This window comes from Paenibacillus oceani (assembly GCF_014705615.1).
Lineage (GTDB): Bacteria > Bacillota > Bacilli > Paenibacillales > NBRC-103111 > Paenibacillus_AB > Paenibacillus_AB oceani.
This window is the reverse complement of record NZ_JACXJA010000034.1, coordinates 1-15,347: the sequence shown is the minus strand read 5'-3', so window position 1 is coordinate 15,347 and position 15,347 is coordinate 1. Positions and strand designations below refer to the sequence as shown.

Below are 15,347 nucleotides of genomic sequence, written 5' to 3'. Positions count from 1 at the left end.
ATAACCCCCGTTTAATACACACCTGGCCTACAGCATCCCGCCTATTTGCCATTCTGGCTTTTCATCGTCAGCCCGACCCGGCCCTTCTTCAAATCCACATTCAGCACCCACACCGTCACCGTATCGCCAACCGACACGACATCCATCGGATGTTTGACGAACGTATCGCTCATCTGGGAAATGTGAACGAGTCCGTCATTTTTGATCCCGATGTCGACAAATGCGCCAAAATCAATCACGTTGCGAACCGTGCCCTGCAACTGCATCCCCGGCGTCAGATCTTCAAGCTGCAGCACATCGGTGCGGAAAATCGGCGGCGGCAGTTCTTCGCGCGGATCGCGTCCGGGCTTCTGCAAGCTGTCCAGGATGTCCCGAAGCGTCGGCACCCCAACGTCCAGTTTGGTCGCCAGCGTGTCTACATCGGCGTGCTGCAGCTTCTCCTTCAGTTCCTTGGTGCCGAGCTGATCCAGCTCCAGCCGCAGTTCGCGGAACAATCGGTCGACGACCTCGTACGATTCCGGATGAATCGGCGTATTGTCGAGCGGATTCTCACCTTCGCTGATCCGCATAAACCCGATGCACTGCTCGAACGTCTTCGCCCCAAGCCGCGGTACCTTCTGCAACTGCTTGCGATTGACGAATTTGCCATTTTCCTCGCGGTATTTGACGATGTTTTTGGCGATCGTGCCGTTGACGCCCGATACATAGGAGAGCAGCGACGGCGAAGCGGTGTTCAGATCGACGCCGACATGGTTCACCGCAGACTCGACGACCGCCTTCAGGCTTTCCTCCAGATGCTTCTGCGCCACATCGTGCTGGTACTGGCCGACACCGATCGCCTTCGGTTCGATCTTCACCAGCTCCGCCAGCGGGTCCTGCAAACGCCGGGCGATCGAGATCGCACTCCGCTCCGCCACGTCCAGATTCGGAAACTCTTCCTGCGCCAGCTTGGACGCCGAGTAGACGCTCGCACCGGCCTCGTTGACGATCAAATATTGCAGCCCGCGTCCCTTCACCTTCCCGATCAAATCCGCGATAAACTGCTCCGTCTCCCGGGAAGCCGTCCCGTTGCCGATCACGACCAGCTGCACGCCGTACTTCTCGATCGCAGCCTTTATCTTCGTTTCCGCTTCCGCTACTTTGTTGTTCGGCGGGGTCGGATAGACGACATCGATGTACAACGTTTTTCCCGTCTCGTCCACAACCGCAAGCTTACAGCCCGTCCGGAAAGCCGGGTCTACGCCCAGGACGACTTTTCCTTTAACCGGCGCCTGAAGAAGCAGATTACGCAAATTTTCCGCGAAAATCTGGATCGCATGCTCCTCCGCCTTCTCCGTCAGCTCTCCGCGCACTTCGCGCTCGATCGACGGGGCGATCAGCCGCTTGTAAGCGTCCTCGATCACCAGCTGCAGCGTTTGCTTGACGATGGAGTCGCCTCTAATGGTCTGTTTGCCGATGTAATCGTGGATACGTTCCACCGGCACTTCCAGCTTTACCTTCAGCACCTCTTCCCGCTCCCCGCGGTTAATCGCGAGCGTCCGGTGCGGCGGCAGGCGGCGAATCGGCTCCTGGTACGCGTAATACATCTCGTACACCGACTCCTGGTCCTTATCTTTGGCTTCCGTTACAATGATGCCCTGGTCCTGCGTATGCTTGCGCACCCAAGCCCGTATTTTGGCGTCGTCCGCGATATTTTCGGCAATGATGTCCATGGCCCCTTGGATCGCGTCCTCGGCTGTATTCACCTGTTTGTCCGCATCGATATACTTCGACGCCTCCTGCTCCAGTGACCCTTGACGCGGCTGCGTCATGATCCAGGCCGACAACGGCTCCAGGCCGCGCTCTTTGGCTACGCTGGCTCTCGTCTTCCGCTTTTGCCGGTACGGCCGGTACAGGTCTTCCACTTCCTGCAGCTTCACCGCTTGCTCGATCGAAGCTTTCAGCTCGCCGGTCAGCTTGCCCTGCTCGTCGATCAGCCGGATGACTTCCAGCTTGCGATCCTCAAGATTGCGCAAATATTGCAGCCGCTCCTCGATGTCCCGGAGCTGCGTCTCATCCAGCTCACCCGTCATCTCCTTGCGGTAGCGCGCGATAAACGGAATCGTATTGCCTTCATCCAGCAGGCCGACCGAGGTACGCACTTTCGTAAACGGGAGCTGCAGCTCCTTGGCGATCTGCTTCAAGATCCGTTCCTGCTGAAGCGCTTTATGTTCTTCGGTCATTTCCGGCTTGGCCGTATCCGGGTCTTGAAGGGCCGTGCGGTTGGTTTCCAGCTCTTTGGTCATGCCCTACCTCTTTCTGCTATGGTTTCATTTGCACATCTTCTACTGTAATATTTTCGCTTTGGGGCATGCGGATTCCTGCCTAAATGGACTTTTTTCTCCGATTGAGGAACAAGTGTGCCTATGATTATGATCCACAAGAAATCGAGAAAGTATTGTTAAAAACAAAAAAACGAGGGCTTCCCCCCGTCCGTTCGTTGTTGTAGCCGATTAAAAATCGATCAACCCTACGCTAATCTGCAAAGCTTCGTCCACCTTACGCATCGACTCGTCGTCCAAATGCGTAATCTTATCGGTAAGCCTCTGCTTATCGATCGTACGGATCTGCTCGAGCAAAATAACCGAGTCGCGGTCGAACCCGTGCGTTTCCGCATCGATTTCCACATGGGTCGGCAGCTTCGCTTTCTGAATTTGCGCAGTGATTGCCGCAACGATTACGGTTGGGCTGAACCGGTTTCCGATGTCATTCTGAATGATGAGCACAGGCCGAACTCCACCTTGTTCGGATCCCACTACGGGAGACAAGTCCGCAAAAAATACATCGCCACGTTTCACTATCAAGCTCTACACCCCGCTAACTAAGCGCTCAAGGGTACCGTCCGCTTCTTCCTCCGCTTGAAAAGCCTCTGCCGCCATATGCAGATTGATCTTCGCCATTTCCATATACCCGCGCTGCATCGACTCGCGCAAATGGCGCTTCTTACGTTCCATGAGATACAGCTTCATGGCTTGACGAATGAATTCGCTGCGATTGGAGTTTTCCTTCTCCACGATGCCGTCGACTTCCTGCAGCAAGTAATCCGGCAGACTGATCATGATCCTTTTCGTGTTATGCACATTGGCCACCGATCTCGCACCCCCAAAACATTCCCAAACCAATACTACCATTATGTCGTGCATGAAGTAATTTTATACAAGACCAAGTATATGCGCTGGATATATCACGTATGTATACCCGTTGCAAATCTTTGTCCGAGAGCCGCAACCCCGTTGCAAGCCTGGTCATACGCATCACGGAACACCCCTTCCCAGGCGCTGTCCTCTCACTTGGGAGAAGAGGAAAATTTGTTAACGTACCGGGAACAGTCCCCAAAATTGCCGTCTATACCTATTCGATCCGTGACGACAAAATCCTTTGTTTGGTTGCATAAATGTTGTTGGTAAATGTTGATAAACCGTGTCGAAACAGTTATTCTGACTGCCTTGTCATTCGGATAATAAGATGTAGAAAATGAAGCGGGACGAACTCCCTCACCGCGAAAAGAGTGCTCCCATGTAACAGGATGAGAAAGAGGTCATCGATCCTTACTCCGGACGTGGAAGAAATCAGATTGCCGAATCCAGAACTAACGGATCAAAGGGTTTAAAACGTCTTCCCTCCGGCCGTCCCGAATATACACCCGAGGCACCCGATGAGAAACCATGCACGTAATCTCGTAGTTAACCGTGCCGAGCAAAGCGGCAAGATCCTCGGCGGTAATCGCTTCGTCCTGCTGGCGCCCCATCAGCACCACTTCTTCCTCTTTGGACAAGTCGCCAAGTCCGCTGACGTTCGCCATACACTGATCCATGCAGATCCGTCCAACAATCGGCACCTTCCGCCCGCGCACGATCGCCTGCGCTTTCCCGGACAACATCCGGCTGTAGCCGTCCGCGTAACCGATCGGCAGCGTCGCGATACATTCTTCCCCGGAAGTGTGGTACGTCGTGCCGTAGCTGATGCCAGAGCCCGCAGGAAGCGTCTTGACGTGAACAGCCCTCGTCTTGATACTCATCACCGGCTCGAGCTGCACGCGCTCTTTATTCACCTCTTCAGACGGGTATAGGCCGTACATCCCAATCCCTAGCCGAACCATTGAGTACGACAGCTCCGGACAGTCGATTCCTGCTGCGCTGTTTCCGGTATGAACGTAACGGAACGTAACTCCCCGCTCTTCCAAATGCCGGATAATCCGCTCAAACTTCCGGTGCTGCTCCAACGTATACGCTTTATCCGCCTCGTCGGCGCAAGCGAAGTGCGTATACACGCCTTCCACATCCAATAGTAGGTGTTCAACCGCGCGAGTTATATAGGAAATGGCTTCGTCATTCGGCTGAAGCCCCAGACGGCCCATGCCGGTATCGATTTTGATGTGGACTTTGAGCTTGTGAGTAGTTGCAGGTGTTGCAGTCATAATGGTATCAATATCGTTAGCGTGAATGCTCTCTGATGTGCTGGTAAACGCATCAGTACTCATGCTTTCGGAAACTGCAGCAGTTTCCGTCTTAGAGACCCTACCCGTGGTTGCATCCGTAGTGATCACATTTGTGGGACGACAGCCTGCGCGTGACTGGGGACCACGCATCGAAGGTGGTTTGCCCTGCCGAATACTCGCTCCCATCACAGCATGCGCAGAATCCTCCGGCCTTTTTTCCAGCCAAGAACTTCCCGCTTCCGCCGTTGGCCCTGAAGTTGCTTGAAGCCGCTCTTCCAACGCCGTCCACAATTCGTCCTGAAACACCGTTAACGTAATATCATGCTCGATCGCTAGCGGAATGCCTTCCGGCTGCGTGTACCCGAGCACCAGGATCGGCGCCTTTACTCCCTCACGCCGAAGCTCCAGCGCTTCGTCCAAGAAGGCGACCCCGATATAGCTGACGCCGCACTCCATCGCTTCTTGCGCGACCTTTACAGCGCCATGTCCGTATCCGTCCGCTTTGACGACCGCCATCACCTTCATCTCCGCCGGCAGCGCCTGCCGAAATGCCCGTATGTTATGCCGCAGCGCATCCAGCGAAACCTCCACCCACGTCGGCCGATAAAACGTCTCCAACCTGTTCACCTTCTTCTAGTCATCAAGCCCCCACCACCGGAGCCCGCCAAAAAACACATAAACCTATGGTAATGCCATCCCCCCGGGCTGTCAATGAACAATGAGTCACATGTTCGTGATCTGGGGGCGGTAATAAAAGGGAATACCCGGTTTCTCTTTGATTGGGGAGAGAGAACCGGGTATTTTTGGTAAATGGATGAAAACAATAGTATCCTCTTGTTGTTATTAACTTTTAAGATGGTAGCCAGTTTAACCTCTATATGTCAAGATTCTAAACCTGGCTCTCCAGTGTATTTCGGAAATAACAGAACCAGCTAACTTATCTGGCGAAAAACATCGCCCTTGACTGCAACCTTGTTTATTCTGCAGCGGCCAGTCATCATTTCCCAACTTGCCCCTGAACCGATTGAGCGACCCGGATCATTTCAGTCTCAGGAAGATCTCCCGTCGACAATCGGAACTCAACCCCGTCGTAAGTCCAAGTCAGCGTGCGCAACCCTTTAGATTCGCCAGTTACAATACCAAGCGTATAGCCAAGGTCAAGAATATCGCCAGTCAGAGAAGTGACCGTTTTCGTCTGAGGCATCGATTCAGTTAACGTATAGTTGTATGTGCCCGAATATCGGAGTAAGATCGCCTTATCTTCGCCAAGCTTGACTTCCTTCAAATCCTGCAGCTTAACCCCTTGCGGAATATAGTCCGGCTCGAGAATTCCAAAAGTGAGCGCTCCTGCTTTATCCGTCGTGCCTGTCTTCTGCACAGTTGTTCCTGCGGCCCCTTGCTTAGCTGTATCTCCGACCGTACCCGAGGTAGGCAACGATTGAATATTCCAGCTTGTCATATTCCGCTGCATATCAAAGGAGTCCTTCTCGAACTTCTTGCCAAACTCAAACTGATCGAAGCTAACTTTCACCATTACATTGTTGTTCTCATCGGATACCTGCACTTGCCGCGGAGCGTAATCCTTTTTGCTGAGCCAAATCTTCTGCCGAGCTAACAAACCGTTCTGGTAATTAGCTACGACATCGAACACATACGCATCCTTCTCTTCGGTAAAATGCCGCTCATTATCCATCACAATGCTTTGCACCAGCGACTGATACAGATACACTTGTCCGGAATTTTCCGGCCAATCGCTCTGGAAACGGAACATCTTATTCAAATGCGGCGTCAGCACGAAGACGCCCTCATCGTTACGCAGTACAATTTGCGTGACATCTTTCGCCTCGTTCGTCAGCGCAATACGGTAGTAATGCGGATTTTGGTACCAGACCTCCACATCGTACTGCTGCGCCTGCTGCCCTGTCTGAAGCGTCATCTTCCCTGCGCCCTGATAGCTGTTCAGCTTCCCGATCACATGATCCAAATCCTTAACAACCTGTTCCGCATTTTTCGTCCCACATCCGGCTGCAATCAATGCAACGCTTATCACGATGGCCAATACCCATGTGACCCGACGCATTCCATCCACCCCTCACACGATTAATGATTACTTGTACCATGTGTATGTGGGGGGGTGGACAAATATGCCGGGGGATGACCAACCATTTAATTAAGGAATTGATTGCTTCATCTATGCTATAATTAATATCAATGAACTAAGATATGTCAGGAGCGTAGTCCATGAGTTTTCAGGCTCAGATGAATAAAAACTTAAAACCGGGCCATTTATTGATTGCAGAAGATATAGTTGCCTACAAGAAAAAGACATTGCGTATAGAAATGATATTGAATATCGGCCTCATCGCTGTCGAGTATCTCCTGTATCTCCTGAGCTTCTTGTTACTCTTCCATTACAAAGTCGCCACAGATTACGGTGCCATCGATTGGAGCAACTTCATTTACAGCTTGCAGCAAATACCAGTTACAGCAGAGTATGCTTTATTGCTTAGCATTATCTTTACCATTTACACTGGGACCCTTTACCAACGGGGAATGTATAGATGGGACCGAGATATTAAGTTAATCGATGATATGTTTACAGCTTCCAAAGCAATAGCTATCTCCTTTCTGATCGCGCTTGGTATCATATTTTTTCTAAAAACAAGTATTATTTACTCTCGTGTACTCATTCTCGTATTAGCTATCCTGATGGCCATTAGCTTCTTCTTATCTAGACTAATGCGATTTGGAATACTTATGGCCCTAAGAAAAACTAAGCACTACAATAAAAACGTCCTAATCATCGGCGCCGGACGAATCGGCGAACAAATACGAGATAACCTGAATGCCAACAAAACAAGCAGCAGCCGGTTTATCGGGTTTTTAGATGACTATAAGACTGGGAAGCAAATTCTGGGAACAATCCCGCATATTGAGAAACTCGTCCAAAAACACAAAATACATGAAATTTATATCACGATTCCTTCAGAACGTGGAGTTATTAATAAATTGATTACAAGTGTCAGGAAATACGATGTACAAATCAAGATTATTCCGGAATTATTTGAACTCGTGACATCAAGTGTATCTTTTGACCATGCATTCGATTATCCATGTATTGAAATAGTACGGACTCCTTTGCGGGGAATTAACTGGTTTATGAAGAGAAGCGCCGATTTTATACTATCTGCACTTGGAATAATCCTAATATCTCCAATCTTAATTCTTATTGCAGCCTGGATTAAAATAGATTCTAGAGGACCAATTATTATAAAGCAAAGACGGATCGGGAAAAACGGCGCACCCTTTCATATGTTGAAGTTTCGGTCTATGGTAGCCAATGCAGAAGCATTGAAAGCTTCGCTTCAAAATAAAAATGAAGCGGATGGTCCTGTGTTTAAAATAAAAAACGACCCTCGTATAACTCGCGTTGGCCGGTTTATTCGCAAGTATTCCCTAGATGAGTTGCCTCAATTGTTTAATGTATTATTTGGACAAATGAGTCTGATTGGGCCGCGCCCACCATTACCAAATGAGGTAGAGCAGTACTCCGACTACCAATGGCGTAGATTCGATGTAAGACCTGGCATTACTGGGCTCTGGCAGGTCAGTGGTAGAAGCGATTTACCTTTTGATGAATGGGTTAAGCTGGATATTTATTACATCGAGCGATGGAGTTTATCTATGGAGTTTAAAATCCTTCTTAAGACAATACCGGTTGTTCTGAAGGGCGAAGGAGCATATTAATACAAACAGACCGTCTGCATAAAAAAATTGCTGACGGCCTGTTTATTTTCCTGCATTAATTACTTTTGAATTTTCGCCGGGTGTCGGTGCTTTTTTCTTGGAGGGCTTCGCTTGTTGAAACAGTTTCCATATTTGATCTTTGGCTACTGTAGCTCCAAACTTTACCGTAATCCCCGCATACATGAGAAGTGTAACCCAAAAAGGATATTGCTTCCGGTAGTGTTTATCATAAAACATCTTCATAGCACGGTGAAACTCATAAGTTATGCGGAATGGTCTGCCACGACTACTGCCTCTTTTAAAATGGGTGATCTGAGTCATAGGGTAATAATAATTGATCCACCCTGCTTGCTGGATGCGGTAGCACCAGTCTGTGTCCTCGAAGTACATAAAGAACCGTTCATCTAGCATACCAACTTGATCGATTACCTCTCGTCTTACCATCATGAACGCTCCAACCAAACAATCTACAGGATAAGAATCGTCTTCACTCAGGTATTCCATATGGTAAGCGTTAAAGTGCGGACTTTTAGGGAATAATTTCGACAATCCGGATACGTAATAAAAAGTCGTTAGAGGCGTTGGAAAGCCTCTTCGGCATGCTTTATCTAGGGAGCCATCCGGGAGTACTACTTTACAGCCGGATGCCCCAATCTTAGGATTTTCATCCATGAAGCTAATTATTGTGCCTAGTGTACCTGGTTCGACTATGGTATCAGAGTTAAGAAGAAGGATATATTTTCCCGATGCTATAGCAATTCCTTGATTATTTGCTTTTGCAAAACCAAAATTCTCTGTATTTTTTATAACCTTTACTTCTGGGTATTTGCTCGTTATTTCTTCGACAGATCCATCGTATGAAGCATTATCAACAAGTATTATTTCATAAGTAGGATCAGTACATTTGGAGTGTATGAGAGAATTTATACAATTACTAGTTAGTTGCTTGGTATTATAATTAACTATTATAATTGAAACGTCCATTTTACTCCTACAGAAATTGTGTTAAGTTTCGTTTTCTTTTTTGAATCCACTTTCTTTTCCTGAGCAGCGCAGGAATAGATCTATAGAAATCAAACCAAGCTACCAATACCTTCGGCTCTTTTATAAGAATATAGGTATTACTAATAATCTCATAAAAAGTAATATAAAAAAAATCTTTTGCAAAACCATTAAATGTCTCATTTTTAAATATCATTTTATATCGATTAATATATGACTTCTTTCTAATAAACAATGGTTGTTGGCTTCGTTTTCCTTGTTGCCATCCTCGCACATGATAACCTATAGCATCGTTAACATAATAAGCCTTCCATCCAAGTAAATTAGCTCTCCATGAAACATCTACGTCTTCTTTATATGCAAAAAAATCACTGTCAAAAAAGTCACCTTCAAAGGAAAGATCTTCAATCATTGTTCTCCTATAAACTGCTGCCGCACCTGAGACTCCAAAAATCTCACTTGAGCATTTCCATTTCTCGGCATTATCACCTGCGCCTCGATCAAAAGCACGTCTGGATTTTTCGATTGTTATCCCTGTACTATCAACTAGACTTGTATTCGATTGTAATAGTAGCGTTCCTGTTGCGCTTCCTAGCTGCGGATTTGACTGCATTTTATCAATAATTTTACTTATATAATTTGGATCAAGTATCACATCAGGATTAAGTACTAGAACAAAATCACTATTGGTCATTCGGATTAAGTCATTATGAGCTGGAGCAAACCCCCTGTTATTCTCATTTTGAAAGAAAAGCACTTTACTGAACTGATTTACTACATTTTTAGTATCATCCTTGGAAGCATTATCTAGTACGAATATTCTTTCTATGGGGTAAGTTTGACCTTCCAAAGAATTTATACAGTTAGCAATATAACGTTCACTATTGTATGTGACAATATGAACTGTAACTGAATAATTCATTTACTTAAGGGCTCCATATCGATTTTCATAGTAATTCTGATATTTTCCTGACTGAATTCGTTCCCACCATTCTTTATTTTTCAAATACCATTCAATAGTATCTTTAATTCCTGTATTGAAGTTATGCTTCGGTTTCCATCCGAGATCCCTAGTTATTTTTGTGGCATCTATTGCATATCTTCGGTCATGTCCTAATCTATCCTGTACATACTTAATCAACGAACTTGACTTACCTAGTTCATTTATTAAGGTGTTAACTATTTCAATATTTGTTTTCTCGTTGTTTCCACCTATGTTATATACCTCACCGATTTTCCCTTCATGTAATACAAGATCAATTGCACTACAATGATCTTCAACATAAAGCCAATCTCTAACATTAAGCCCATCTCCATAAACAGGGAGACTCCTGTCATCGAGAGCATTTGTAAGCATCAAAGGAATTAGTTTTTCCGGGAATTGATATGGGCCATAGTTATTAGAGCACCTTGTTATATTTACTGGCATATTATATGTTTCATAATATGCTCTAACTAGTAAATCTCCCCCTGCTTTACTCGCAGAATAGGGGCTATTTGGTGCTATTGGTGTTTCTTCTCTAAAATAACCCGTTTTACCTAAAGACCCGTAAACCTCATCAGTGGATACTTGCACATACTTGCTAACATTGTATTTCTTTGATGCCTCTAGCAATACTTGAGTTCCCAGGACATTTGTTCTTACAAATACCTCGGGTTGAAGAATGCTTCTGTCCACATGGGACTCAGCTGCAAAATTAATGACTGCATCTATCCCCTCTTGGAATACGCTATTCATGGCATTTACATCGTTGATATCTGCTTTAATAAATTTATAATTCGAGTGATTCTCTACTTCCTTCAGATTTTCTAAGTTACCTGCATAGGTTAAAGTATCGATATTTATAATTTTATACGTTGGGTATTTTTCCATCATATATAAAATAAAATTGCTTCCAATAAATCCAGCTCCACCGGTAATAACTAATCTCACTATAGTATCCTCCTCAATCTAAATCTGCTACGTTTAGTACAGGATGCAATTTATCTTTTTCCGAAAGAATTGGATTACTTGTTGGCCAATCAATGCGTAGTGCCGGATCATTCCATAGTATCCCACGATCATGATCAGGTGAATAATACTCGTCGACCTTGTATATAACCTGTGTATTGGGAACTAATGTACAAAAACCATGTGCAAAACCTTTAGGTACCAATAACTGCCTTTTATTATATTCGCTTAAAATGACTCCTACCCATTGACCGAATGTTGGTGAATATCTTTGAATATCCACAACCACATCATAAATCGCACCTGATATAACTCTCACGAGTTTTGTTTGCGATTTTGGAGGCAATTGGTAATGAAGCCCTCGAACTACCCCCTCCTCTGCAGACAAGGAATGATTATCTTGAACAAATTTATAATCAATATTCAATTCCCCGAAAATTTGTTCGTTATAACTTTCCATAAAGAAGCCTCTAATGTCACCATGAACTTTTGGTTCGATTATCATTAGCCCTTCTAGTTCCAGCTTTTTTATTTTCATGGTTTCTCGCCCCCTAATCATGGAAATTCAATTTGCTTTTCTGAATTAATTAACACCAACTCATTGGTATTCTTTATTCTCCCGTATGCCCTAATCGTTGTTGTTGTCTTTTCTTTCAAATATATATATCCTTGCCAACCACTTTTGTCTGCGTTTGTTTTTTGTAAGGCTTGAGAAAGCCCCGGTCTGTCATACCCGTAATTAGCAGCTCCAACTATGTTATCACTACTATCAACAAAAATAACGGAATCAATTAATACATCTTCACCTGCATATATCCATCCTGTTGCAAGAAATACATATTCAGAGACAGGGATAATCGAATCAAATGAGCTCAAAGTGTTTGTTACTATTTTTTCAGCATTGATTTTACTATTTGCTTTATATTCTTGCTTTAATGTCGATTTCTCATATAATACTTGATTATCATTGTGAAGAAGAGTCAAAACATCAGTTTCCTCGGCTTCCTTTACAACAATATTACCTTTCATCTCAATTTGCTTTTCAGATTTAATTAATATTAACTCATTAGTATTCTTTATTTTTCCATATGCTCTAATAGTTGTTGTTGTTTGTTCTTTCAAATATATATATCCTTTCCAACCACTTTTATCCGCGTTTGCTTTTTGTAAGGCTTGAGAAAGCCCGGGTCTGTCAAACCCATAATTAGCAGCTCCAACTATGTTATCACTACTATCAACAAAAATAACAGAATCGATTAATACATCTTCGTCTGCATATATCCATCCTGATGCTAGAAATACATGTTCAGACACAGGGTTAATCGTGTCAAATGAGCTCAAAACACTATTGTTTGTTACTATTTTTCCAGCATCAATTTTACTATCTGCTATATATTCTTGCTTTAATGTCGATTTCTCATATAATACTTGATTATCATTGTGAAGAAGAGTCAAAACATCAGTTTCCTCGGCTTCCTTTACATCAATATGCTTTTTTATTTCATCTTTTACTGTGACAACTAACATTATCATCAATGACATGTTTATTACTATTATTAATATCATTTTCCATATTTTATTCATATTTCCTCTATTCGCAATTTATTTATTTAATAATAATTTAATTATACACAAGTGATCCACAAAACACTGTTTGCTTTGTCCCCCTCCAGTTATACTTATTCCATTCATAGGTTTGGATTCCCCATATGCTTGGTGATGTTGATACATATCTTATAAAGTATTTTTGCATAGCAGAATCCTCAATTTGATCAAAGTATATCTTGGTTGGCTTATTATGTTTTATTTCGAAACTATCTAGAAAAATCGTTCTTAAGATCAAGTTATTTTCACTTAATATTTCTAGCGCCATTATTTTTGAAGACAAATTGGTACTATAATTTGTAAAAATAACTTCTATTCCACTCCAACCATTTAGTTTCGGAGTAACTGTATAGTAAATGATATGATCTGGTATAATTACACTAGATAGCTGTAATATATAATTATTTAAATTAACATCTGTGTTCAGTATACTTTGACTAACAACGTCTCTACAATCTTCATTAATAATTGCGCTCAAATCCCCTTCCTTCCTCTGGAAAAATCTTTTGGTACGGTTAATTAACCGACGCAATTTCCCTTGCTTAATCAACATATTTTCAATCCATAGCCCATATATTTTCTCGCTATATATTGTAGAACTTTCAGTCTGTAATTCATGTAATCTCATTAGGTTATGAATACTGTCACTTTTTTCCATAATTGCACTGGAATAAGTATCGTTTAGGTTCATTATTTCTTTTTCTCTTTGTACAAGCTTATTTTTATAGTTTATCTTCAACTCATCTAAAACATCTTTCAAATCAATTATTATTTTTTTAGCTAAATCACCGACTTGTAACATCTCATCTTGATGTGGGATATTATTGTCTACTACCTGTTCTTGATGTTGCTGGATCTGTTCTTGTTGTTGCTGGATCTGCTCTTGCTGTTGCAGTATCCGTTCTTGCTGTTGCTGCATCTGCTCTTGTTGTTGCTGTATCTGCTCTTGTTGTTGCTGTATCTGCTCTTGATGTTGCTGTATCTGCTCTTGATGTTGCTGTATCTGCTCTTGATGTTGCTGTATCTGCTCTTGATGTTGCTGTATCTGCTCCTGCTGTTGCAACTCTTTCTCTTGTTTCTGTATCATCTCTCTACTTAATAATTTATCAATTTCTAACTGATACGAGTTCTTTTCGAATTCTAGATTCTCACATTGCTCCCTTAACTTCCTAATGGTTACATAAACAGGCTCTTCTAGATATCCTTTAGATATAGAATCTAACTCTTCTTCCGATATATTCTCTTTAACTACTACCAAATGGTACATAATCTGATCCACAATATTATTGGACGTATTTCTTAATCTCCTTTTTTCATCATTACTCATACTTCTGTATTCTGGGAAATAAAAAAACTCCATCTTAACACATCTAAAATCTATTTGCAAATTACTGTTATCACTTTCTCCTAATCCCCAAGATATTGCATGGGGGAAATAGTAATCGGCAAAGGATACATTTGTTAATGCATGTTTTGTGAAAAACCGTGGTGTATGTTCGTTAAAAACTTGTTTATGATACGGATTAGCCATATTTAAACTAGTCTGATGATAAGGAGCAACAATACATACAATGGCCTTATGTTTGCATATCCTGTATAACTCCTCCATTACCTTCATTAAGTTGTTGGCATGCTCTAACGAATGCGAGGCCATAATGTATTCTACAGAATTATCTTCGATCGGTATATTACTATCAAAATCACAAATTAGTTTAGTATCGGGAGTATCATACCGATCAACGCCAACGTAACCTGGCTGTTTATTAAAGCCACATCCTACATCAATTTTCATTTCGTAAGCTCCCTCTAAACACAATATATCGCTTCAGCATATATATTCTTTGTATCAGCGCTTAAGAATAATTCAACATTCTCACTTATACTTCTTATCCTAATTATCATTTCACTGTATTTAACATTATAAATCGGCTTGTTAAACTTAAACTCTATCCATCTTCCATCATTTAATTCTTTCAGGTAATACGTAGAGTATCTCAAGATCGTATTTCTTCTGTTTTCTGGAATCAATTCAAGCATCAATTCACATGTTTTATTATTAGTTATCTTCATTTTAATTCCAACTAATGTATCTGAAATGCAAGAAAATTTATATTCATATTCCTTTTTTACAAGTATTTTTCTTCTACCCGTGTTTCTTGGAGAAGGATTTATAGGTATATTTATAAACTTAATATCATTCGGTTCTTCACGGATACTCATCGATGTACTTTTATCAAAATGCATTTTAATACTAATAAAAAACCGGATAAGCAGTGTTACTTTTTGTATTACATTATCAACACCTTCAACCGTGGATGCTGTTAAAAATGAATCATGTTGAAGATACGCTATTTTCTCGTTGTAGCAAAACGAATGTACCTCTGAATTACTTGTAAGATCATATATAGTTTTGATATTATTCTTTTTAATGATTTGTATACTGGATTCTACGCTGTACTCTATTTCATTTTTTTCACACCATATTTTAATCTCCCTATCTGATTTTTCAGCAATTAATACTGGAATTAAATTAATAGATTTTAATTTTTTTATACTATCAAAAAA

At 42.8% G+C, this 15,347-nt stretch carries 13 protein-coding genes; 1 reads left to right on the top strand and 12 read right to left on the bottom strand.

Annotated features, from left to right (window positions below; genetic code table 11):
- Nucleotides 1–41 precede the first annotated feature (41 nt).
- From IDH45_RS22815 to IDH45_RS22790, 5 genes are all read right to left on the bottom strand, one after another.
- Entirely contained in the window at nucleotides 42–2,285 is a 2,244-nt protein-coding gene (locus IDH45_RS22815; RefSeq protein WP_397327102.1) for a Tex family protein, read from the bottom strand.
- Between the two features lie 207 nt (nucleotides 2,286–2,492).
- Nucleotides 2,493–2,843 carry a type II toxin-antitoxin system PemK/MazF family toxin gene (locus IDH45_RS22810; RefSeq protein ID WP_190930442.1) on the bottom strand — a complete coding sequence of 117 codons (351 nt, stop codon included), beginning with the start codon at nucleotides 2,841–2,843 and terminating at the stop codon, nucleotides 2,493–2,495.
- 3 nt (nucleotides 2,844–2,846) lie between these two features.
- Nucleotides 2,847–3,128: a CopG family ribbon-helix-helix protein gene (locus IDH45_RS22805; protein WP_317891266.1), complete on the bottom strand. Its 282-nt coding sequence runs from the start codon at nucleotides 3,126–3,128 to the stop codon at nucleotides 2,847–2,849.
- Nucleotides 3,129–3,628: 500 nt separating this feature from the next.
- Entirely contained in the window at nucleotides 3,629–5,095 is a 1,467-nt protein-coding gene (gene alr / locus IDH45_RS22800; protein ID WP_223836892.1) for an alanine racemase, read from the bottom strand.
- A gap of 379 nt (nucleotides 5,096–5,474) precedes the next feature.
- Entirely contained in the window at nucleotides 5,475–6,557 is a 1,083-nt protein-coding gene (locus IDH45_RS22790) for an outer membrane lipoprotein-sorting protein (RefSeq protein WP_190930441.1), read from the bottom strand.
- A 161-nt stretch (nucleotides 6,558–6,718) separates the two neighbouring features.
- Between IDH45_RS22790 and IDH45_RS22785 the strand changes: the two genes are divergently transcribed.
- A complete protein-coding gene (locus IDH45_RS22785) occupies nucleotides 6,719–8,224 on the top strand; it encodes a sugar transferase (protein WP_190930440.1) in 1,506 nt (501 codons plus the stop codon).
- A 42-nt stretch (nucleotides 8,225–8,266) separates the two neighbouring features.
- Here the strand turns inward: IDH45_RS22785 and IDH45_RS22780 are convergent, their stop codons facing one another.
- The 7 genes from IDH45_RS22780 to IDH45_RS22750 form a co-directional block, all read right to left on the bottom strand.
- Nucleotides 8,267–9,208: a glycosyltransferase family 2 protein gene (locus IDH45_RS22780; RefSeq protein ID WP_190930439.1), complete on the bottom strand. Its 942-nt coding sequence runs from the start codon at nucleotides 9,206–9,208 to the stop codon at nucleotides 8,267–8,269.
- A 7-nt stretch (nucleotides 9,209–9,215) separates the two neighbouring features.
- Nucleotides 9,216–10,148, bottom strand: coding sequence for a glycosyltransferase family 2 protein (locus IDH45_RS22775; RefSeq protein ID WP_190930438.1), 933 nt, complete (start codon nucleotides 10,146–10,148; stop codon nucleotides 9,216–9,218).
- The gene (gene rfbB / locus IDH45_RS22770) at nucleotides 10,149–11,159 is read right to left on the bottom strand and encodes a dTDP-glucose 4,6-dehydratase (protein WP_190930437.1); all 1,011 of its coding nucleotides are present in this window, start codon (nucleotides 11,157–11,159) and stop codon (nucleotides 10,149–10,151) included.
- A 13-nt stretch (nucleotides 11,160–11,172) separates the two neighbouring features.
- Nucleotides 11,173–11,715 carry a dTDP-4-dehydrorhamnose 3,5-epimerase gene (gene rfbC / locus IDH45_RS22765; RefSeq protein ID WP_190930436.1) on the bottom strand — a complete coding sequence of 181 codons (543 nt, stop codon included), beginning with the start codon at nucleotides 11,713–11,715 and terminating at the stop codon, nucleotides 11,173–11,175.
- A gap of 17 nt (nucleotides 11,716–11,732) precedes the next feature.
- Complete coding sequence (locus IDH45_RS22760; RefSeq protein WP_190930435.1) at nucleotides 11,733–12,761, bottom strand: hypothetical protein; 1,029 nt, start codon at nucleotides 12,759–12,761, stop codon at nucleotides 11,733–11,735.
- A 37-nt stretch (nucleotides 12,762–12,798) separates the two neighbouring features.
- The gene (locus IDH45_RS22755; RefSeq protein WP_190930434.1) at nucleotides 12,799–14,574 is read right to left on the bottom strand and encodes a class I SAM-dependent methyltransferase; all 1,776 of its coding nucleotides are present in this window, start codon (nucleotides 14,572–14,574) and stop codon (nucleotides 12,799–12,801) included.
- A 14-nt stretch (nucleotides 14,575–14,588) separates the two neighbouring features.
- On the bottom strand, nucleotides 14,589–15,347 hold a 759-nt coding region (locus tag IDH45_RS22750), incomplete at its 5' end, for a hypothetical protein (protein ID WP_190930433.1).